The organism is Microcoleus sp. Pol1C5, assembly GCF_036701115.1.
Lineage (GTDB): Bacteria > Cyanobacteriota > Cyanobacteriia > Cyanobacteriales > Microcoleaceae > Microcoleus.
Genome location: NZ_JAUBQE010000054.1, coordinates 21,740 through 42,806, shown reverse-complemented (window position 1 = coordinate 42,806; position 21,067 = coordinate 21,740). Strand labels below are relative to the sequence as shown.

Sequence of the window (21,067 nt, the reverse complement as noted above, 5' to 3'; positions counted from 1 at the left end):
GACTTTGCTAAAGCTGAGTCGATTGATGTTAATTTAATTAACAGTAGTTTCATCTTGCTGCATCTACTCATCACAAGTGTTAAGTCCGAAACTCTAATTCTTATTTTTGTGCCAGCAGTTTTTAAAAGTCTCCTGTAACCAGCTTTAAAAAAGATTAGCAAATAACCGAGTTAATTTGATGCAAATGGTTCATGAAATGTTTTCAAATTATTTTATTCCTCACGGTCATTGCTACTTGTGGAAGCCTGGATTAGTGGGGCTACACGTTTTGTCCGATGGTTTGATAGCCGTCGCTTATTTTTTGATACCGATTACGCTGATTTATATTGTCAAAAAGCGGCAAGACTTGCCTTTTGACTGGGTTTTCATGCTGTTTGGCTCTTTTATTATCTGCTGCGGGGTTACCCATATTATGGAAATATGGACGCTGTGGCATCCTAATTATTGGTTCTCTGGTTTTCTTAAAGGGATTACAGCGCTGATTTCGCTATCTACAGCCGCAGTGCTAGTGGAACTAATCCCAAAAATCTTGGCTATCCCCAGTCCCGCTCAATTAGCGGTGGCAAATTTGGCTTTACAAAAGGAGATTGGTGAGCGCAAACAAGCTCAAGAAGCACTCTCGGAATTAATGCTAGAATTGGAAAAACGGGTGATGGAGAGGACGATCGCTTTAGAATCCACCAATGAACTTTTGCTACAGGAAAATCGCGATCGCTCTTTGGCTGAAAATTTATTGCGGCACTCGGAAGCTAAACTGCTAGAACAAACTCAGCATTTAGAGAACGCTCTGCAACAACTTAAAGGCGCTCAAACTCAACTCGTGCAAACTGAAAAAATGTCCTCTTTGGGTCAAATGGTAGCTGGCGTTGCTCACGAAATCAATAACCCTGTTAACTTCATTTATGGCAATCTGATTCCGGCTGAGGAATACATTAAAGAGATTGTGGAATTGATTAAGGTTTATCAAATTTATTACCCCACTCCTGCGCCGGAAATTGCAGACAAGATTCACACTATCGAACTCGATTTTATTTTAAAAGACTTGCAAAAACTTTTTGGTTCGCTCAAAATTGGAGCAGAGCGAATTAGGGAGATTGTTAAATCTTTACGGACTTTCTCCCGGTTAGACGAAGCTGAAATGAAAAAGGTAAATATCCATGAAGGTCTCGATAGCACTTTAATGATTTTGCAGCACCGCTTGAAAGAACAACCAAACCGTCCTCCTATCCAAGTGATTAAAGAGTATGGAGATTTGCCACTATTAGAATGCTACGCGGGGCAGCTTAACCAAGTATTTATGAATATTTGTTCTAATGCTATTGATGCTTTAGAACAGATGGCACAGCAGGGATATGCGACCAACGGCTATTGGGAAAATAATTGCTGTGACCACTTACAAAACATTTCTTGCCCACTGCTAAAAATTCGCATCCGCACTCTTTTAGTTGATGGCAAGTGGGTGCAGATTCACATTGCTGATAATGGCACTGGCATAGATTATGATGCGATCGCTAAAATTTACGATCCATTTTATACAACGAAACCTATCGGTGCTGGTACCGGGCTGGGTTTGGCGATTTCTTATCAGATTATTCAAGCCCATGAAGGTTATTTGCGCTGCACTTCCGAGGTTGGGAGAGGTACTGAGTTTATCATTGAAATTCCTTTGCGATCGCAATTTAGCGATCGCCATCTAGTACAAAAGCAAGCTGTTATGAACAAGCTGGGTTGAGGCGTTAATAAATAATGCTGAATCCAGCTAAATTTTTCGGTTTCTTTTATTTTTTGTCTAACTTAGGCATCATCAAATCCATATTATCTGCCAATAACAAGTATTATGTGGGAAGCACTCAAAAATATCTTTTCCCCTACTCAGTATATGCCTCACGGCCATTGCTATCTTTGGCAAACGCCTTTAGTGTGGCTGCACGTAACTGGGGACTTTTTAATCGCGATCGCCTACTATTCAATTCCGGCGATGCTAATTTATTTTATCTTCAAGCGGCGCGATGTTCCTTTTTTAGGAATATTTGCTTTATTTGGTGCATTTATTGTTCTCTGCGGCACGGGTCACTTGCTAGAAATTTGGACGTTGTGGCATTCCGCTTATTGGCTGTCGGGGATTGAAAAAGGAATTACTGCACTGGTTTCCTGCTACACAGCCGCCTCGATGGTAACACTATTGCCCCAGTTTTTGTCTTTAAAAACGCCCCAAGAATTAGAGGCCATAAATCGCAAGTTGCAGAGTGAGATTGCGGTGCGTGAAGATGCAGAATTAGCGTTACGCCACGCTTATGATGATTTAGAAGTTAAAGTGCAAGAGCGCACGGCACAGTTGACGGAAATTAATGGTTATTTAGAAGCAGAAATAAGAGAAAGAATAGCCGCTGAATCAGCTTTGCGGGAACGAGAAACTAGGTTAACAGAACAACAAAATGGCTTGCTAGAATTAGCAAAAAATTCTAGTATATACGAGGGAAATATCGGCGAGGCGTTGAGAGAGATTACGCAAATGGCAACTCGTACCCTGAATGTCGATCGGGCAAGTATTTGGTTTTATCACGAAGATAAATCCGCACTGTGCTGTGCGGATATTTACGAACTGACTCCCAATCAACACAGCGCCGGTGCAGAACTGAAAGTTGCTGACTATCCTAGCTATTTCCAAGCTTTGAAGACAGAACAGGCGATCGCAGCGGTTGATGCCACAACCGATCCGCGCACCCGAGAATTTAGCGAATCTTATTTGAGGCCTTTAAACATCTCGTCCATGCTAGATGTTCCTATTACCCATAAAGGGCAAGTTGCGGGTGTAATTTGTTTAGAACATCAGGGAACGACCAGGAATTGGACGCTCGACGAACAAAGCTTCGCTAGCTATGTGGCGCAGGTCGCAGCTTTAGCAATGGAAGCTCGCGATCGCAAGCAAGCCGAGTTAAACTTGCGTTCTGTCACCGAACGCTTGCAATATTTGCTGGCTACTACTCCGGCGGTAATTTTTAGCTGCAAATTAGGGGGAAATTATGACGTAACATTTGTCAGCGATAATGTTGTTTCAATGATTGGTTACGAAGCGCGAGAATTGGTTGATGGTTCCCTTGATTGGCATCACCTGATTCATCCCGAAGATCGAGAGATTGTTGCTACTGCCTACGCTCAGATATTGGAAAAAGAATCGATTTCCTACGAATACCGCGAACGGCACAAAGACGGTAGTTATCGCTGGATTTACGATGAGATCAAGTTAGTCAAAGATGCTGCTGGTCTACCTGTGGAGTGCGTTGGTTATGGAGTAGATGTTACTGCTCGCAAACAGGCGGAAATAGCCTTGAAGCAACAAGTAAAAAGGGAGCGGCTCGTGAATGCTATTCAAGAGCGGATTCGCTCCTCTCTTAACGTCGAAGAAGTAATGACAATGGCTGTGGAAGAAGTGCGCCATTTTTTGTCAACTGATAGAACAGTTATTTACCGCTTTAATCCAGATTGGAGTGGATTTATAGCCGTCGAGTCGGTATCTGTCAGTACGATGCCGATTTTGGGAATTGACATTAATGACCCTTGTTTTCGAGAAAACTACGTCTCTGTTTACGAGGAGGGACACCTGCGCGCGATCGACAATATTTATACGGCAGGTCTTTCAGAGTGCCACGTTAATTTACTGAGCGAGTTTGAAATTAAAGCTAACCTCGTGGTTCCCATTTTGCAAGGTGAAAAACTATGGGGTCTACTCATTGCTCATCACTGCCGCAGTCAAAGGCATTGGACTTCTTCTGAGATAGAATCTCTCCAGCAAATTTCCGTGCAGCTAGCAATTGCCATCAAGCAATCCACCCTTTTTGAACAAGCCAAAACAGAAATTGCCGAGCGCAAATTAGCAGAAACAGCATTACAAAAAGCTGTTGTAGCTGCTGATACAGCTAACCGCGCCAAGAGCGAATTCCTTTCTTCTATGAGCCATGAATTGCGTACTCCTCTAAATGCCATTCTCGGATTTAGTCAGGTGATGGTGCGCGATTCATCTCTCAACAATCAACACCAGCAGCACCTAGAAATTATTAATCGCGCAGGTGAACACTTGCTTGCCCTAATTAATGACATTTTGGAAATGTCCAAAATTGAAGCGGGAAGAAGTCAGCTTAATGAAAGCAGCTTTAATTTAATGCGCTTGCTGAAAACCTTAGAAGAAATGTTTCGATTAAAAGCTAAATCTAAGAAATTGCAGCTAAATTTGGAAGTGGGTGACGGCGTACCACACTTTGTTACTGGAGATGAAGGTAAATTGCGGCAAATTTTGATTAATCTTGTAGGAAATGCGATCAAGTTTACAGAGAGGGGTAGTGTTACTTTGCGAGTAAAAAATCAGGTACAAGAAAGTTTGAGAGCTGAAACCGTAGAGTTTGGAGACACACACACAAAACTTGCCGGCCCGGGTTCTGAAAATTCCGAAATCTTAGCGGTTGAAACCGCAGTTATACAAAAACAACCCGGATGGTACACGGGTTTTAATCAGTCAGAAAGCTTGGCGAACTTTAGTTGTGTAGACGCGAATGACCTTCGTTCGGAATTTTTACGCCTTCAGTTTGAAATTGAAGATACTGGCCTTGGCATTGCCCCAGAAGAGATGAATAAGTTATTTGAACCCTTTGAGCAAACAAAAACAGGTCAAAAATCTCAACAGGGGACTGGATTAGGTTTACCAATTAGTCGCAAATTTGTACAAATGATGGGAGGAGATATTACTGTCAGCAGTACACCTGAGTTGGGAAGTAATTTTGCATTTGATATTCAAATCAGCCTTGCCACTCCCAGCGAGATTAAAATCCTTAAACCGCAGAAAAAAGTAATTGGTTTAGCACCGAATCAACCAGAATACCGGATTTTGGTTGTTGACGATCGCGCCGATAACTGCCTAGTCATAGAAAGATTATTGTCACCACTAGGCCTCATCGTGCGATCAGCTAGAGATGGTGAAGAAGCTATTGCTGTATGGGAGGATTGGCAACCGCACCTGATCTGGATGGATATGCAGATGCCTGTCATGGATGGCTATGAAGCCACCAGAAAAATTAAAGCTCATCCTCTCGGAAAACAAACTGTAATAGTTGCTCTTACGGCTAGCGCTTTTGAAGAGGAACGACAAACTATTTTAGGAGCAGGATGCGATGATTTCATGCGTAAACCCTTCGAGGCAAAGATATTATTTGCGAAAATGGAAGAACTTTTAGGAGTACGTTACATTTACGAGGAATCTGTTGATACACCACTAGAAAATGAAAGCGACATTAGCGGAGTGACTAGCAATCAATCTGTAGAGTCACAACTCGGTCAAATGCCTATTGAGTGGGTAGAAAAGATATCTCATGCTGCTCATGAATGTTGCGACGATAAAATTGTCAATTTGATTGAGGAATTGCCGAGCGAATTTGCTTTAGCTGCACAATATTTAACTACTTTGGTGCAGGATTTCCTATTTGACGATATTATAGATATAGCGCAGTCAGCAGTTGCAACCAGGTAAAAATACCAGTTTTCAACTAATCTCAACTTGGGAGGCTATTTTATTTTAAAAAGACCTAACATTAAGCCCCAATACCGTCTCCTTGTCATCTATTTTTAGGAAGGCAAATCGGAAATTATACTGTTGCGTTTTTTTGAGGTAAACTTCTTAAGTGTTAATATCTTTTAACTTGACAAACTACCGTGAGCGATCGCATGGACAGCCATCAATATCCTACAATTCAAGCCAACATTTTAGTAGTTGATGATAAGCCCGATAATGTGCGGCTTTTATCTACAATCTTGACCGAACAAGGGTATCAGGTTCGTAAAGCGCTGAACGGGCAAAGGGCGATCGCTACAGTGCAAGAGTTTCCGCCGACTCTAATTTTGCTGGACGTGATGATGCCAGACATGAATGGATATGAGGTATGTGCAAAGTTGAAAGCTTCACCAAAAACCAGTTCCATTCCTGTGATTTTCTTAAGCGCCTTAGATGACGTTTTAGATAAGGTGAAAGCTTTTGATGTGGGAGCAGTTGACTATATTACTAAACCTTTTCATGGTAAAGAAGTATTGGCACGAGTGGCAAATCAGTTAACTATTCAAAGTCAACAACAGTTACTGCAACAGCAAACGAAGCAATTCCAAGATCTTGTAGAACGTTTGCAAAACGAAATTAAAGAGCGGCAGGGGGTGGAGCTAGCTTTACGGCTTGCTCAAACAAAGTCGGATCATTTATTGCTGAATATTTTACCAGCAGCGATTGTTGAAAATTTGAAAAAGGGCGAGGGTTCTCCTGCCCAGAGGTTTGATTCAGCAACAGTTCTTTTTGCCGATATAGTCGATTTTACGTCTATTGCTGCTAGAATGTTACCTCTAGAATTGGTAAATGTATTGAACCAAATTTTTTCCAGGTTTGACCAACTAACGGAAAAACACGGTTTGGAAAAAATTAAAACCATTGGAGATGCTTATATGGTAGCGGGGGGGTTGCCGGTGCCGAGGGCAGATCATGCAGAAGCGATCGCGAATATGGCCTTGGATATGCAGGAAGCGATCGCTGATTTTCAAAATGACAGAGGCGAACCATTTCAAATTCGGATTGGCATTCATACAGGGCCAGTAGTTGCTGGCGTAATTGGCACTAAAAAATTTATCTATGACTTGTGGGGAGATACTGTTAATGTTGCTTCTCGGATGGAATGTCAAGGATTACCGGGATATATTCAAGTTACTACGGCTATTTACGAACTGTTAAAAGATCGGTATTTATTTGAGGAAAGAGGTGCGATTACGATTAAAGGAAAAGGAGAGATGAGCGTCTATTGGCTAAAAGGTAAACAAGATAATCCAGCGGTAGAAACCGATGCTTGTCAAACGAAGTCCACTCCTAGCGAACTAATAGATTACCCAAATACCCCACTTATTTAAGAAGTTGGGCATCTAACCTAGGAGCTATGGATGAACGTCGAGCTAATTTTTAAAAAATGAAAATAACTTGCAGTTTCCAATTTGTATTTTCCCGGACGATTTCAATGCGATCGATAAATTCTCGAAAGTAAAACCTGCGTTCTGATTCTGATAAATCGAGCCAAAATTGCGGCAGGGAAACTGTTTGGGCAGTTTCTCGCAAATTTACTGGGGGTAGTTGCGCTAATTTGCTTTGCAGTTCAGCAATTTCGGTGCGGATTTTGTAGGCTCTAAACTCTGCCGTTTCCGTGTCTAATATGCCGCTGTCAATCAGGGCGGGAAGTTGCTCTATGATTTCTTGTTTGGATGCGATCGCCCTGACAATTCCTGCTTTAATTCCATTCATATTCGGCATTTGCAACCCAGCAACAGCATCGGGTAAATCCCGACAAATTCCGGCAATGGTTAATTGCAATACTTCATCGTAGGAAAGGCCGCTACATTTAGGTTGTTTTGGACAGTTAATCGGTCGCAAATAAAGGTATTCTTTTTCTTGGCGGTAGGAGGTGACTTTGGCAACTGTCATGGGCGATTTGCATTCTGCACAAATTGCTAAACCTGCGAGGGAACGTGGGGCGCTAGCGCTGCGAGGAGAAAGGCAGCGGTTGCGGCGCAGTAACCTGTCTATTTGGGCTGCTTCTTCTCTGGAAATAATCGGGACGTGGGTGTTAGAAATTACTTGGCTGCTTTGATATTCCAAATCGCCTCGGTAGGCGGGATTTGTCAGCCAGCGGCGGCCGGTACTTACAGAGATTTTTTTGTTGTATTTCTTGGCTAAATACCGCACGGAACCTCGCAAGGAACCGTAAATTAAAAAGTGTTCAAAAAAGTCTTTGACGGTGGGGGCGGTGGTTTTATCGATCGTATAACAATCTTTGCCGCGCCGGTAGCCGTAGGGAGGCTTACCCGGTGGAATCCGGGATTTGATGCGGTTGCGGGCGTGTCCTTTGCGAATACTCCGGCTGTGTTGGCTGCGCTGGATTTCTGCCAGGATTTGCAGCAAGTTTTTGCGGTTTCGCGGTTCTGTTTCTGCTTGTACGATGATTTCGACGCCGAGGTTTTCGAGTTGGGCGAGGTGGGAACACACTTGCTGTACGGTGTCGCCGAGTTCTTCAAAACGCTGAATTAACAGGTATTTGACTGGTTCTGTTTCGCAGTCTTTTAGGAGTTGTTGCAGTTGTTGTCGCCCTCCTAAGTCTTGATAGGTGCGATCGACTTCTTGACCCCAAATTTCCGGTGCGGGTGCTGTTTCGAGTAGCGGTTCGGTGTAAGAATAAGCGATGATTTTCATCTGTTACTCGCTGAGTTCGATGATGTTGCCGTCGGGATCTTGGGTAAATAATGCCGATCGACCTGACGCGCTCATTTGAAACTGGCAATTGTGAGCGATTAACTGCTGTTTGGCTGCCTCTAAGTTAGCAACAGAAAATGCTAGATGTCGGTTGCGTCCCCATTTGGCATGGTCTACCGCATCTGGGATAATTGTGGCCGCTAAAATTAGGTGGAGCTGGAAGTCTCCGATTTGATACCAGATTCCGGGAAATTTTAAGTCTCGATCGATTTTTTGCAGTCTTAGTACGGTGCTGTAAAAGTGTTGGGATTTTTCTAGGTTGGAGATGAGTATGGCGCTGTGGAGGGAGTTAGTAATTTGCATTTTTTTAAGTATTTATTTTTTTATTGTAACTGCTGATGGAGGCAGATGAGCGCTGATGAACGCAGATTTTTTGATGTTGGTTGAGTTTTTGATATGATAACATTGTGAGTCGCTCTTAATATATCCATTATCAAGTCTTGTAACAAAAAACTGCCCGCTGGGAGTGTTTTTAACAATGGTTTCTCAAAAAAGTGCGATCGTCTCCAGATCGGGCAAATTCCGTCTCCGCAATGTCTTAGTAGTTCCCTTTGTTCTCCAAATTTTGGCTGCTGTTGGCTGCGTTGGCTATCTCTCTTACAGAAATGGAGAGCAGATAGTCAACGATATTGTTAGTCAGTTGCGGCACGAAGTGAGTGCGAGAGTTTACGAACGTGTTCAAACCTATCTGGAAGCTCCGCCATTGGTGAATCAGATCAATCAGGATGCTGTACCTTTGGGGGTGTTGAACTTTGACGATTTGGAGCAAGCACGACCCTATTTTTGGAAACAAGTTCTGCAATTTAATTCGATCGGTCACGCGGGAATTGCCAACGAAAAAGGTCAGTACCTGCGTGTGGGTTGGGTCAATCGGCTGGTTGGACTTGAACAACCTAAGCTTGCCCAGCAACTGATTCCGGGGGGCGGCGACTTGATATATTACAACCTTGACGATAATGGAAACCCGACAACAATCGACAAAAACACGCCCAATTATGACGTTCGCACGCGCCCTTTTTACAGAGTAGCTGTTGAGAAGAAACAGGCAGCTTGGAGTGAAGTTTATATTAATTTTGGCTACGGTACGCTGCAAATTAATGCGAGTCTACCCTATTATGATGCCGAAGGGAAACTAATTGGCGTGCTGACTTGCCAGATGGGACTAGATCAAATTCGCCACTTCCTACAAACCTTAAGGGTGGGTAATTCCGGTCAAGTATTTATCATTGAACCCCAGGGTGAATTAATAGCCACTTCGCTAAAAGAACAGCCTCTATCGGTGGGAAAAGGCAAAGATACAAAGCGGATAAAAGCACAGGAAAGCAGCAACCCATTGATGCGTAAAAGTGTGGTTTATCTGTTCGATCGCTTCAAGCGTTTGGAAGACATCCATCAAACTGTTCAACTTGACTTTAAGCTAAACGGTGAGCGGCAATTTATCCAAGTTTCTCCGCTAACTGACAAGTACGGTCTCAATTGGCTGATTGTAGTAGTAGTTCCTGAAGCCGACTTTATGGCGCAAATTTATGCTAACACTCGCCAGACCTTTGTGCTGTGTATGGTGGCTCTAATTGTCTCTGTTGGAGTGGGTATTTTCACCGCTAGCTGGATTACTCGCCCCCTGAATCAAATTGCTCAAGCTTCAGAATATCTAGCAGGTGGCGCTCTTAACCAGAACGTTGATTCCAGTCGAATTTGGGAAATTGAAACCTTAAGAAATTCCTTTAACAGCATGGCGAGACAACAGCAAGAATCCTTTGAAACGCTAGAAGATAAAGTCAAAGAACGTACCTCTGAACTCGCCACAGCCACTAAACAAATTGCCACTCTCAACCAGCGCCTGAAAGCGGAAAACCTCCGCATGAGCTCCGAGCTGGATATGCTCAAACAAATGCAGCAGTTGATTCTGCCAAAACCTGCTGAACTCGCAGCGATTGAAGATTTAGATATTGCCGGATTTATGGAGCCAGCCTCGGAAGTAGGTGGCGATTACTACGACGTACTTTCTACTAACGGGGTTGTCACGATTTGCATTGGTGATGTCACCGGACACGGATTAGAAAGCGGCATTTTGATGGTGATGACTCAAGCTGCTGTCCGCACTCTTCAGGAAATGCAAGAATCCGATCCGGTGCGTTTTTTAGATACCCTCAACCGCACTATTTATAAAAATGTCCAGCGCATGAACTCCGACAAAAATATGACCCTAGCTTTGCTCAACTACGCTGAGAACACAATTAGTATCAGCGGTCAACATGAGGAAACTCTTGTGGTCAGGAAAGGTGGTCAAATCCAGCGGATAGACACCATAAATTTAGGATTTCCGCTCGCCTTAGATGAGGATATTTCAGATTGGATTAGCCATGTTTTAGTAGACTTAGAGCCGGGGGACGGCGTCGTGCTTTATACTGACGGCATCCCCGAAGCTAGAAACATCCACAAAAAATTCTACGGTATCGAAAGACTCTGTGAAGTGGTTTCTCAAAACTGGCATTTGAGCGCCGAACAAATTAAGGAAGCCACCATCGCTGATTTGCGAAAATTTATTGGAGAACAAAAGGTATTTGATGACATTACTTTGCTAGTATTGAAGCAACAGGGAAATATTGTGCATAATTTATGATTGACGGTCGTCAACCCGGTTTCTACCAGGGGTGTTGGATTTAGTAATCAAGCATCGAAGCAGAAACAAGATTTCGAGTTCCGCGCCTGTAAGTTATAATAATTTACAGCGAGGAAGTCAAACAACTTTGCGCTTCCAGATTCAGAAGTATAAATTATGAAACCACAAATAAATTTAGCACCATCTAAATCTCCAGAAGAACTCCATAACCAGCTCCAGGAGTTGAGCGAAAAACTTGAGGAAGTAGAGGATGAAAAAAACAGCTATGAAACCTTAGTAGAAATTATCACGCAACACTCCACGGATCTGGAAAACCAGATCCGTCATAAAAACAGAGAGATGCAGACTTACATCGAGCAGGTAAAAAAGGTTATAGATGCAGCTATTGCTGTAAAAAACAATAGTTTTCAACCCGATATATTGTCAGATGTGGCAGCGCGCAGTGATGCACTGGGAGAACTGGCACAGGTATTCTCGCATATGGTGCAAACGGTGAAAGCGCGGGAACAAGAATTAGAGAAACTTTTGCAGGCTTACGGACGTTTTGTTCCCGATGAATTTCTCCAATTTCTCGGCAAGCAAAGCATGGTTGATTTCCAGCTTGGAGATCACGTGAGCAAAGAGATGGCAATAATGTTTTCCGATATGCGTTCGTTCACCACGATGGCGGAGCAAATGACTCCTCAAGAAAACTTTGACTTCATCAATAACTATTTACAGCAAATTAGTCCCGAAATTCGCAAGCACAACGGTTTTATTGTCAAGTATATTGGAGATGGAGTCATGGCAGTTTTTCCTGATGGCGTGGATGATGCTATTCAGGCAGGAATTGTGAAACTGGAGCAGTTGCACAAATACAATCAAAGCCGTAAAATAAATGGGGATATACCGCTGAAGATTGGCATTGGTATCCATGTGGGTGATACGATGGTTGGGATTATTGGAGACGCGAATCGGATGCAAGCAGATGCGCTCTCAGATCATGTCAATCTCACCGCTCGTCTGGAAGGTTTGACTAAGTATTATGGCGTATCTTTATTAATTTCTGGAGATGTGGTACAACGTTTGAGTCAACCTGAAAAGTATCATATCCGTTTTTTGGATCGGGCTATTGTCAAAGGTAGACAAGAAGCCATTACAGTTTGTGAGGTGTTAGATGTTGAAGTAGAACCAGTGCGATCGCTCAAAATTCAAACTTTGCCTATATTTGAGGAGGGACTTCAAGAATATTGTCAGGGAAATTTTGCTAAGGCCATAGTTTTTTTTGAACAGATAGTAGCGCTAAATCCAGATGACAAGCCCAGTCAACTTTACCTAAAACGCCTCCAATCGCTGTTAAGAAATAGTATTCCTGCTAACTGGAATGGCGTGTGGAAATTCACCAAGAAGTGAGCTTAATACATCAATTGGAGCGAGAAAAATCATGACATCTGGAAGCTTAAAAACAATGACACAAATCTTTGGAGAATTTATTGAAGAATTTCCTCCTGAACACGACTCCCTAGAACTTACATTTACCCCCAGTTCTCGCCCCATCAAACAGCGCTGGCGCAATAACAGGCTTTCAGCTCATTTTGTAGCCGATTATTTGTCTAGCTTTCTACCGGTGGATGAGGAGGATGCTAGCAGCGAGAAACGGATCAAAGAAAGCAAGGGAGCTGTCAGCTACGTCGCCAACGAACTCCTAGAAAATGCGATAAAATTTAATAAGGATGATATCAATTACAAAGTCAAATTTGGCATACACTTTATTGGGGAAACAGAGGTAATAGCGGTAATTTTTGCCAGTAATAGTGTTAATCCAGAAGGGGCGAATAAGTTGAAGGAGTTTATTGAAGAAATTATGGATTCCGATCCAAATGAACTTTATTTGCAGCAGCTTGAAAAAAATGCGGAATCCGAAAGCGATACCTCGGGGTTGGGCTTGCTGACGATGATTAATGACTATTCAGCTAAGATAGGTTGGAAATTCGAGCCCCGGCCAGATAGTGATACCATCATTGTTACGACTGTGGTTCAAATTAGGGTCTAGTTCCTAGCATTTCAATATTTACTCTCTTGTGCGATCGCAATATTTTAGTCAGGAAACAAAATCACAATGGGCATTCATGAAATTAAAGGTGAAGATTACACCATTCAGTACGATCCAGAATCAGTCACTGTCACTTTCCAAGGCGAACTCAGCCTGAGCGGCCCGGCAGAGTATGCACCAATAGCCCAATTGTTAGATGAGGTCGCTAATGGCGAACCGCCTACTATTACCTTGAGCCTAAAACAATTGGAATTTGTTAACAGTTCTGGTATCAGTATGCTGTCTAAATTTGTGATTAGCGTCAGGAAAAAGAAAACGATTGAACTTGTGGTATTGGGTTCAAATGATATTCCTTGGCAACAGAAATCTCTCAGAAATTTAGAAAAGCTGTTGCCAACTTTGAAGCTCGAATTAGAGTAGGATATGTGTAAATTTTAATTACAGTTAACACAGGCGGGACGCCCGTGCCACACACAGTTAACACAGGCGGGACGCCCGTGCCACACACAGTTAACACAGGCGGGACGCCCGTGCCACACACAGTTAACATAAATAAATTTGGATTTAGTAAATTGCTTAAGTTTGCTGGATCGGGAGTTCAATGATAAACTCGGTTCCCTTGGATGGTTCCGACTCGCACCGGAGCGATCCTCGGTGATTTTCTACTAAGATTTTGTAGACAATAGACAATCCTAAACCGGTACCTTTACCAATTTCCTTGGTGGTAAAAAACTGCTCGAACATTCGCTCTTTTATCTGTGGTGCCATTCCGGTTCCCGTGTCAGCAATTCGCACTCTCACGCGATCGGGCCCAGCTAATTCTGTGGCGATCAAAATTTTTAGCGCAGCATAGGGCTGATTTTGTGATATCTCGTCCAAAGCATCGATCGCGTTGGTAATTAGATTCATAAATACTTGATTTAGCTGTCCTGAATAACACTCTATAAGAGGCAATTTTCCATAATTTTTAATTACTTGAATGTCGCGACGGTCTATTTGAGAATTTAGACGGTTTCGCAAAATTAACACGGTGCTGTCAATGCTGTCGTGCAAATCGCACAAGGTCATGTTACTGTTATCGGTTCGCGAAAAGTTGCCCATAGATTTGACAATTTCGCGAATGCGATTGGAACCCATTTGCATGGAAGAGATAACTTTAGGCAAGTCTTCAACTAGAAAATCAAGATCTATCTCTTCGATTTTAGCTGTGATTTCGGGACAGGGATTGGGATAGCATTCTTGATAGAGACACAGCAGGTGCAGCAAATCTTGAGTATAAATTGCGGCATGGCTCAAGTTGCCGTAAATAAAACTAACTGGGTTATTAATTTCGTGGACGATACTAGCCATTAGCGCCCCCAGCGAAGACATTTTTTCGCTGTGGAGGAGTTGAGCTTGAGTTTGTTTTAGTTCGCATAGTGCGCGATCGAGCTGGGCTGCTTGAGCTTCCGCTTTCGAGGTAGCAGCACAACTTTCTTGATAAAGTTCAACCTGTTTAAGGTCGATTTCAAATTGTTCGATTTCGCTTTCTTGCTGGTATTGACTCACCACGGCATCGAAAGCTTCTAGCAAGTCGCCGCCCGCTGCTTCGATAATGTACAGCAGGTGGGGGTTTTCCAGCATGAGTTCGGCATCGGGAACTTGGACCAATGCTTTTATTCGATCGGTATATGCGCGCACTTGTTTGTCTAAATACAGTGGCGGCTCAAAATACATTGCCTTTAGGGTGGCTGAAGGGGGACTACCTAAGTTAATGCTGCTGCCAATATTAATTAAGTCGCGGTGCGATTTTTCCATAAGCTCGATCGCCTCTAACAAATTTCCCCGCAGTTGGGCTTTTTCTAGGTCATTCTCAGAACAAACTAACCTCATGCAAAAAAAAGCCGTTCGTTGGGAAAGCATTCGCTGACGGCCGCTGATATTAATTACCGCAGCACTAATTTTTCTGGCTGTCGTAATTTCTTCCAGATTAAAATAGTTCCTCATTGCCGCCATTGGTGATATACCCGACTCAACTAAATGTCTGTAGCTCGTGCTGACACAAGATTTAAGAGCCATAAGAAAAAAGTGTACAAGACACTAATCAATATATTCTGTATTTCCTAATAAAGTAGTATACTAAAACACAATTATTTTCAATTGGTGGCATATCACAATTTTTATGATTCGGCTTATTGCACACTTTTTCTTAATTATTCAAAAATTTACAAATCAACTTCGCCATAATTTGAGCTTGAGTTTGTGGCAACCCGCGAGTAGAATTGGGAACAATTGCTAACTCGGCCCCCGGTATCTCATTAGCGTAGGTTTCACAGTGCCATAGAGGAATTGTTTCGTCACTATCTGCGGCGATTACTAAGGTACGAATTTGCAATTTGTAAATTTTTTTTTCTACTGTATCAACTGCATCTTCCGGCCGCATCCGGCTCCTTAAAAATGACCTTGCTACTGGTTGAGACATTAACTCCTTGCGCCACCCTGAAATTTGCTGCAATTTCTCACTTTTTTCCGCTAAACTAGCAAAAGGTTTTGCCAACTGCAAGACCCAATCCACGGCTGGGGTTTCCTACAACAGCAGCCCCAAAGCATCGTATTGACCGCAACAACTATCGTCCAGAATTCCCGCTGGCGCTGCTAACACTAAACTGCTAACAGAATTAGGATATTTGAGGGAATATGCAGATGCTACCCAACCGCCAAAAGAATGTCCGATGATGCAGCATGGTTCGATATGTAGTTGTTCTACAACTTGCCGGACAAAATCAACTTCTACAGCTACGTCATAGCCGATTTCTGGTTTGGTGGATTCTGCAAAACCTAACATATCTAAACTGATGCACCGAAACTGAGATTGCAATAACTCAATTAATGGCAGCCAGCAAGTCTTTTCTCCAAAGAAACCGTGCAGCATCCATAAGGGTCGGCCGCACCCGATGTCGAGGTAGGCTGCTGTTTGGGTGGTGCTATTGACAAATGTACTTGAATGTGATTTGGTCTTAGAAATGCTTGAGACTGCATGGGGATCGACTCCTGAGATGTAAGAAATCTTTGTAAACAATTGTAACAAAACAGCAGTCCAAAGGTTAAACTTCATTACGGAGTACACACTTAGAAATAGACCGTGATATTCTCTATGATTATTAGAAAATTCTACAAACTCAAAGCAGGAGAACACTTTGAACTCTACTTTAAAACAGTACCCGGCTTGCTCTCTTCGCGAAGATGTCAGTGAGTACGTAGCACACCTACAGCTTCACATGACGTTACAAGCTCGCAACTTGCTCCCTACCATTACCACCGCTAAGGATAGTCGCGAACAACTGTTGCAGCAGACTCAGGCTCATTTTGAGAAACGTGTTTCTCGCCAAGCTATTTAAACAAATTTAACGATCGCCCGCGATCGAACTTTCCCACATTTCAGCATCCCAGAAACCCGGTAGCCTCAAAAATACCGGGTTTCTTTTCGGCTAATTATGCAGGGGGCCCGGTTTTGGGTAATATGCGTTGGGTGTGCTTTAAATTTAATGTCTATGCGAATTCCGATTATTGCATTTTTGACTTTGGCTGCGCTGGCTGGCGGCGAATTGGGGGCGCGGGCGATCGATCCGAGTGCCGCACCGACTGAGGCGGAGTTGAGAGAGGGAACCGCAGAGGCGCAGAGGGCGCAGAGAGAGGAGGATGAGGTCATTGGTGACAACTTAACGTCAAACCGACCATCTCTGTTGTTTGTAGCGAAGTCTAGATCCCCCCTAACTCCCCTTAATAAGCGGGGGACAAGAAATATGCTCAAAGTCCCCCTTATTAACGGGGATTTAGGGGGATCTAGACTCGATGACAAGCGACATTTGTTATCGGTTCCAGTCTTAAATAGTCACCAATCGGATGAGGTGAACCCAACTGTGCAGGATTTGCCGGCATCCGATGAGATCGTAACTTCTCCAGAAGTACGCGCAGCGCAGCTATCCCCTAGGGAATCGCCCTCACTCAAGTCCAGCCACAATAAAGATTTTACATCTCTGTTAAAAACTCCGGCGACGATCGCGGCCAACGCCGAAATCCCCGAAGCAGTAAACAGCAACGCCCGACAGCTAGGGGGTACTCTACAAATCAGTCAAGCGGGCAATGCTGAGGGCGTTTACGTTGCAGAGGTGAAAATTCGCTTTGTCAATTCCAGAGGCGAAGCTGTTGATAAAAAAGGGGATCCGGTTGAGGGCAGAATTTCGGAAGATTTTATCCGAGGTGAGCTCAAACTCAAGGCGGGGGATAACTACAGCCGGGAAGTTGTACGATCGGATTTACAGCAGTTGCAGCAATTGGGATTGTTTGACAAAGTGACGGTTTCGATTGAAGAAGTTGGCACGGATGTTAATGTAATCTACAACGTTCAAGAGCGATCGGCTCGCTCTTTTAGCGTGAGTGCCAGTCTTAGTGATGATGTTGGCGTTGCTGTTCCTCTTTCCTATACCGATCGAACTTTCGGCACCAACCCCCAGCGGCTAGCGGTGGAACTTGAACCCAGCCTCCGAGGTATCCAGTACGATGTCGAGTTTGTCAGCCCTTACGTTGCCGCCGAAGACCGTTTGGGATACAGTGTGAGAGCTTTTGGCGATCGCAGAATATCGGAAATTTTCAACAAAGATATTGATTTGCCCAACGGGAACCGAGTTCGGGAAATTCGGATGGGGGGAAATCTCAGGTTTACCAGACCTTTGGGCGATTGGCAATCGACTTTGGGACTGAATTATACAAATATCAGTACGCGCGATCGCAACTTAAATATCGCCCGCCGCGACGAACTCGGCAATCCTCTCACATTCAGCGGCACGGGCGTTGACGAGTTATACACTGTTTCTTTGGGTGCGGTGCTCGATCGGCGGGACAATCCCTTTAACCCCACCAGCGGCTCGATTCTCAGCCTCAGCACCGAGCAGTCGATACCTCTGGGGCGAGGGAACATTGTGAGTAACAGACTGTTAGCGAATTATATACAGTATGTACCAGTAAGTTTGTTGGGCATCAGCGAGTCCGAAGCCTTGCCCGAAATGCTGGCTTTTAACTTGCAAGCGGGGACGGTAATCGGGGATTTGCCACCAACGGAAGCTTTTCGCCTCGGCGGCCGCAATTCTGTGCGGGGTTACGATAGCGGCGATATTGGCAGCGGCCGGAGTTATTTTTTGGCTTCCGGCGAATATCGGTTTCCTGTGGGTCAGGATGTCGGCGGCGTGATATTTGTTGATTTTGCGTCGGATTTGGGCACAGGAGATAGCGTACTCGGAAAACCGGCGGTAGTCAGGGACAAACCAGGGACTGGGGCGGGTGTTGGGGTAGGTGTGAGGGTGCGATCGCGCTTTGGATTAATTCGCTTAGATGTGGGTGTTAGCGACTCTGGCGACCTCAAATTTATACTCGGTACAAAACAACGATTTTAACAGTAGTACAACAGATCGGTTAAACCACAATCTTAAACAAATTTTGCGCGACTCAATTGCCGCCAAAGCCGTTGGCAGGGTATCATCAAACCTACCGGCCTCGGCTGGCGGGGTGTCGGTAATTGCTGCTAAGGATTGGGCGAGTTGTCGATCGAAATTGAGTGCTATACAGCACCTCGGTAAGGACACAACAATGTTGTATCCCTACTGTGTTGTAGGCAATTGACAATTGCTATATTTATTTAGGCTCGTAAATGCTTAACGCTTTGGTTTCTTCACATCAACAGTTTTCGGCTTAGCCGGCGGAGTGCGCGGATAAAACTTAAACTTATTGAGCGCAGCACTTGCCGATTTAGCCACACCGCTATCTATATCTCGCAAAGCTTTTTGTAGCAGGGGAATTACTTTTTCAGACTTAATCATTGCTAGTGCTTCCACAGCAGCTTCACGCACCTCCGGCTGAATATCTTGAGCTAATTTTCCCAAGGTTTCTATTGCTCGCTGACCTTCGGCTCTCAGAGCATTAGCAGCAGCCATTTTACCTAAAGCAGACGCTGCAAACTTGCGGGTTTCTTTGTCCTGACTTTGAACACATCCCATCAACTGCGGTAGGGAATAGGTTGGTGCTTGTCTGGTAATTGGAAGCTGTTGTTCGACTGCTGGTTGATGTAAATCAATTGGTTGTGGTTCCGAAAAATCTGTGTAATTTAACTCTTCTTCAACTTCTGTTTGATTTAACTCACTTGACAGTTCCTGCCAAACTTCTTCTTGTGATAAACCTTCGGCAAATTCTGTTGAATTTAACTGACTGAACTGCTGCTCCGGGACTTCTTGTTGTACATTACTTTCGTACTGCTCTTGCAAAGACCTGATAGTAGCTTGCATCTGAGCTTCGTGCTCTCTCAACTGCTCGTGAGCCGCTTGCAACTGACTCTCGTATTGCTCTTGCAAAGCCTCCATATTTAACTGCATCTCAACCTCGCGGTTCTCATATTCCTCGGCAATTTGCCTCAATCGAGTTTCGTGTTCATTTTGCAAGTTTTGCAAATGTTGCTCCATCTGAGCTTGATAATTTATATGCAATTCGTCAGCAACTCTGAGTAAATGATGTTCGTGTTCTGCTTGCAAAGATTGGATATTTTGCTGCATCCTAGCATTGTTAGCGGCTTCTAATTCCTCGCTGATTTGTTGCCGCAGCTCATGCTCGTCTATGCTGGTAAGTGGTTGGAGCTGACTGTCGCGTTCTGCCAAAACTTGTTGGAGCTGACTGTCGCGTTCTGCCCGAACTTGTTGGAGCTGATTTTCGTATTGAGCGGCAACTTGTTTGAGCTGATTTTCGTATTGGGTAGTAACTTGTCTGAGTAAATTTTCGTGTTCGATAGTAGCTTTTCTAAGCTGATTTTCCCGTTCTCCTTGCTGAGATTCGACAGCTTGTTGCACCCGAGACATCTGAGCTAATTCTATTTCCTCACTAATTCTGCGAGTTTGCTGCAAGTATTCTTGCTTTTGCTTCTTTAAGCGCTTTTCCACTAACCAGTAAGCAACTGCTACCCCTGCCAAAAAACCTACGATCGCTCCTATGATACCCACAACTGAGATCCTCCCGACAAAATAGTGATGCTGGACTTTTTACATTTAACCATACAGCCTCCTGTAACCGCCCAGTAGCAACAGCCAGCCTGTCACTGCCAGCCAGTGAACCGCCACCGCAGGCCAGATAGAACCGCTTTGCAGGTATGCGATGGAGCACGCAACTCCCAAAATTGCCGCCAGTAGCAAAAACACTGGATTCATAAAGGTCGATCGACCAACCGGGTAAAAAGTCAGCGCGTTCAGCGGGTGGTAAACTACAAAAACCGCCAAACTCGCGCATCCCCAAAACCACAGCATTAAGCCAGAAGCATTCTCGAACGGATGTGGCAGCATTAACACGCGGAACAATAATTCCTCGGTGATGCCCGGACTTAACAAACAGCCAATGAGCACTCCCACAATTGTACGCCGAGAGGTTTGCACGTCTACTTTTAGAAATCCCGACCAAAAACCGACGGAAAGAGCGATCGAAGTGTAAACCAGGGCGAGCATAGCTGCAACCAGCCAATCAGTGAAATCGGGAATAGTTGAAAAAGCTAGGGTGATTCGGCGTATCAGGAATCCCGGCAGCGCCATCGCACTAAAATTTAACATAATCAAACTGATCCTTAAAATTTTCAAACAGATGTTAACAGTAAGTTGAGCCGTTTATTATGCAAAACCAATCATTGCCACCCGTCAGAGTCCGCGTTTTTGTTTCCGGATTAGTTCAAGGAGTAGGATACCGATATTCAACGAGGAATCAAGCAAAGTATTTCGACCTGGGCGGCTGGGTAAGAAATCTCCCCGATGGGCGCGTCGAGGCTGTCTTTGAAGGCTCCAAACAAGCTGTGGAAGAAATGATTAGTTGGTGCCGCCGCGGCCCCACCGGTGCTAGGGTTAGTGAGTTGGTTTTGGAATACGAAGAGCCGGAGGGCGAGCGCACTTTTGAGATCCGCCGATAAAACAATAAACGGCATAAACTGCGGTTGAAACCGCTACTATACAAACGAAGTCTGCCTAGTCTACAGCAGGCTTCGCCCAAGCAGACTAAAGAATAAATCCGATAAAAAGTGCGAACTTGGTATTGC

General features: G+C 44.1%; 17 protein-coding genes. 10 read left to right on the top strand and 7 right to left on the bottom strand.

Annotated features, from left to right (window positions below; genetic code table 11):
- Window positions 1-178: 178 nt before the first annotated feature.
- From QUA23_RS25085 to QUA23_RS25075, 3 genes are all read left to right on the top strand, one after another.
- The gene (locus QUA23_RS25085) at window positions 179-1,732 is read left to right on the top strand and encodes an ATP-binding protein (RefSeq protein ID WP_333076894.1); all 1,554 of its coding nucleotides are present in this window, start codon (window positions 179-181) and stop codon (window positions 1,730-1,732) included.
- 105 nt (window positions 1,733-1,837) lie between these two features.
- Entirely contained in the window at window positions 1,838-5,518 is a 3,681-nt protein-coding gene (locus QUA23_RS25080; protein WP_333076893.1) for a GAF domain-containing protein, read from the top strand.
- A gap of 194 nt (window positions 5,519-5,712) precedes the next feature.
- Window positions 5,713-6,930, top strand: coding sequence for an adenylate/guanylate cyclase domain-containing protein (locus tag QUA23_RS25075; protein ID WP_333076899.1), 1,218 nt, complete (start codon window positions 5,713-5,715; stop codon window positions 6,928-6,930).
- A gap of 49 nt (window positions 6,931-6,979) precedes the next feature.
- Here the strand turns inward: QUA23_RS25075 and QUA23_RS25070 are convergent, their stop codons facing one another.
- Together QUA23_RS25070 and QUA23_RS25065 are read right to left on the bottom strand one after the other, a co-directional pair.
- Entirely contained in the window at window positions 6,980-8,260 is a 1,281-nt protein-coding gene (locus QUA23_RS25070; protein ID WP_333076892.1) for a recombinase family protein, read from the bottom strand.
- A gap of 3 nt (window positions 8,261-8,263) precedes the next feature.
- Window positions 8,264-8,623 carry a VOC family protein gene (locus tag QUA23_RS25065; protein WP_333076891.1) on the bottom strand — a complete coding sequence of 120 codons (360 nt, stop codon included), beginning with the start codon at window positions 8,621-8,623 and terminating at the stop codon, window positions 8,264-8,266.
- 175 nt (window positions 8,624-8,798) lie between these two features.
- On the opposite strand from QUA23_RS25065, the gene QUA23_RS25060 reads away from it, so the two are divergent.
- The 4 genes from QUA23_RS25060 to QUA23_RS25045 all read left to right on the top strand — a co-directional run bounded on the left by QUA23_RS25060 (window position 8,799) and on the right by QUA23_RS25045 (window position 13,395).
- Window positions 8,799-10,943 (top strand): SpoIIE family protein phosphatase, encoded by a 2,145-nt coding sequence (locus tag QUA23_RS25060; protein WP_333076889.1) that lies wholly within the window; start codon window positions 8,799-8,801, stop codon window positions 10,941-10,943.
- A 156-nt stretch (window positions 10,944-11,099) separates the two neighbouring features.
- A complete protein-coding gene (locus QUA23_RS25055; RefSeq protein WP_333076888.1) occupies window positions 11,100-12,335 on the top strand; it encodes an adenylate/guanylate cyclase domain-containing protein in 1,236 nt (411 codons plus the stop codon).
- A gap of 31 nt (window positions 12,336-12,366) precedes the next feature.
- On the top strand, window positions 12,367-12,975 hold the full coding sequence (locus tag QUA23_RS25050) for a DUF6272 family protein (RefSeq protein WP_333076887.1): 609 nt from the start codon (window positions 12,367-12,369) through the stop codon (window positions 12,973-12,975).
- 66 nt (window positions 12,976-13,041) lie between these two features.
- Window positions 13,042-13,395: a slr1659 superfamily regulator gene (locus QUA23_RS25045; protein WP_333076885.1), complete on the top strand. Its 354-nt coding sequence runs from the start codon at window positions 13,042-13,044 to the stop codon at window positions 13,393-13,395.
- Between the two features lie 156 nt (window positions 13,396-13,551).
- Here the strand turns inward: QUA23_RS25045 and QUA23_RS25040 are convergent, their stop codons facing one another.
- The 3 genes from QUA23_RS25040 to QUA23_RS25030 form a co-directional block, all read right to left on the bottom strand.
- On the bottom strand, window positions 13,552-14,961 hold the full coding sequence (locus QUA23_RS25040) for an ATP-binding protein (RefSeq protein WP_333076883.1): 1,410 nt from the start codon (window positions 14,959-14,961) through the stop codon (window positions 13,552-13,554).
- A 202-nt stretch (window positions 14,962-15,163) separates the two neighbouring features.
- On the bottom strand, window positions 15,164-15,529 hold the full coding sequence (locus QUA23_RS25035; RefSeq protein WP_333076881.1) for a hypothetical protein: 366 nt from the start codon (window positions 15,527-15,529) through the stop codon (window positions 15,164-15,166).
- Window positions 15,530-15,541: 12 nt separating this feature from the next.
- A complete protein-coding gene (locus tag QUA23_RS25030; protein ID WP_333076880.1) occupies window positions 15,542-16,069 on the bottom strand; it encodes an alpha/beta hydrolase in 528 nt (175 codons plus the stop codon).
- A gap of 82 nt (window positions 16,070-16,151) precedes the next feature.
- Here QUA23_RS25030 and QUA23_RS25025 point away from each other — a divergent pair, with 82 nt between their 5' ends.
- Together QUA23_RS25025 and QUA23_RS25020 are read left to right on the top strand one after the other, a co-directional pair.
- Window positions 16,152-16,352 (top strand): hypothetical protein, encoded by a 201-nt coding sequence (locus QUA23_RS25025; protein WP_006634481.1) that lies wholly within the window; start codon window positions 16,152-16,154, stop codon window positions 16,350-16,352.
- Window positions 16,353-16,499: 147 nt separating this feature from the next.
- Window positions 16,500-18,404, top strand: a complete 1,905-nt coding sequence (locus QUA23_RS25020) for a BamA/TamA family outer membrane protein (RefSeq protein ID WP_333076878.1) — start codon at window positions 16,500-16,502, stop codon at window positions 18,402-18,404.
- A gap of 258 nt (window positions 18,405-18,662) precedes the next feature.
- Here the strand turns inward: QUA23_RS25020 and QUA23_RS25015 are convergent, their stop codons facing one another.
- Window positions 18,663-19,994 carry a HEAT repeat domain-containing protein gene (locus QUA23_RS25015; RefSeq protein ID WP_333076876.1) on the bottom strand — a complete coding sequence of 444 codons (1,332 nt, stop codon included), beginning with the start codon at window positions 19,992-19,994 and terminating at the stop codon, window positions 18,663-18,665.
- 45 nt (window positions 19,995-20,039) lie between these two features.
- Window positions 20,040-20,591, bottom strand: a complete 552-nt coding sequence (locus QUA23_RS25010; protein WP_333076875.1) for a CPBP family glutamic-type intramembrane protease — start codon at window positions 20,589-20,591, stop codon at window positions 20,040-20,042.
- A 59-nt stretch (window positions 20,592-20,650) separates the two neighbouring features.
- Between QUA23_RS25010 and QUA23_RS25005 the strand changes: the two genes are divergently transcribed.
- The gene (locus QUA23_RS25005) at window positions 20,651-20,941 is read left to right on the top strand and encodes an acylphosphatase (RefSeq protein WP_333076874.1); all 291 of its coding nucleotides are present in this window, start codon (window positions 20,651-20,653) and stop codon (window positions 20,939-20,941) included.
- The last annotated feature ends 126 nt before the right edge of the window (window positions 20,942-21,067 follow it).

Coding starts and splice junctions, on each gene's coding strand:
- QUA23_RS25080 (WP_333076893.1), top strand. CDS start 1,838: ATGTGGGAAGCACTCAAAAATATCTTTTCCCCTACTCAGTATATGCCT.
- QUA23_RS25005 (WP_333076874.1), top strand. CDS start 20,651: ATGCAAAACCAATCATTGCCACCCGTCAGAGTCCGCGTTTTTGTTTCC.
- QUA23_RS25045 (WP_333076885.1), top strand. CDS start 13,042: ATGGGCATTCATGAAATTAAAGGTGAAGATTACACCATTCAGTACGAT.
- QUA23_RS25030 (WP_333076880.1), bottom strand. CDS start 16,069: ATGAAGTTTAACCTTTGGACTGCTGTTTTGTTACAATTGTTTACAAAG.
- QUA23_RS25010 (WP_333076875.1), bottom strand. CDS start 20,591: ATGTTAAATTTTAGTGCGATGGCGCTGCCGGGATTCCTGATACGCCGA.
- QUA23_RS25050 (WP_333076887.1), top strand. CDS start 12,367: ATGACATCTGGAAGCTTAAAAACAATGACACAAATCTTTGGAGAATTT.
- QUA23_RS25040 (WP_333076883.1), bottom strand. CDS start 14,961: ATGAGGAACTATTTTAATCTGGAAGAAATTACGACAGCCAGAAAAATT.
- QUA23_RS25085 (WP_333076894.1), top strand. CDS start 179: ATGCAAATGGTTCATGAAATGTTTTCAAATTATTTTATTCCTCACGGT.
- QUA23_RS25055 (WP_333076888.1), top strand. CDS start 11,100: ATGAAACCACAAATAAATTTAGCACCATCTAAATCTCCAGAAGAACTC.
- QUA23_RS25065 (WP_333076891.1), bottom strand. CDS start 8,623: ATGCAAATTACTAACTCCCTCCACAGCGCCATACTCATCTCCAACCTA.
- QUA23_RS25070 (WP_333076892.1), bottom strand. CDS start 8,260: ATGAAAATCATCGCTTATTCTTACACCGAACCGCTACTCGAAACAGCA.
- QUA23_RS25020 (WP_333076878.1), top strand. CDS start 16,500: ATGTCTATGCGAATTCCGATTATTGCATTTTTGACTTTGGCTGCGCTG.
- QUA23_RS25060 (WP_333076889.1), top strand. CDS start 8,799: ATGGTTTCTCAAAAAAGTGCGATCGTCTCCAGATCGGGCAAATTCCGT.
- QUA23_RS25075 (WP_333076899.1), top strand. CDS start 5,713: ATGGACAGCCATCAATATCCTACAATTCAAGCCAACATTTTAGTAGTT.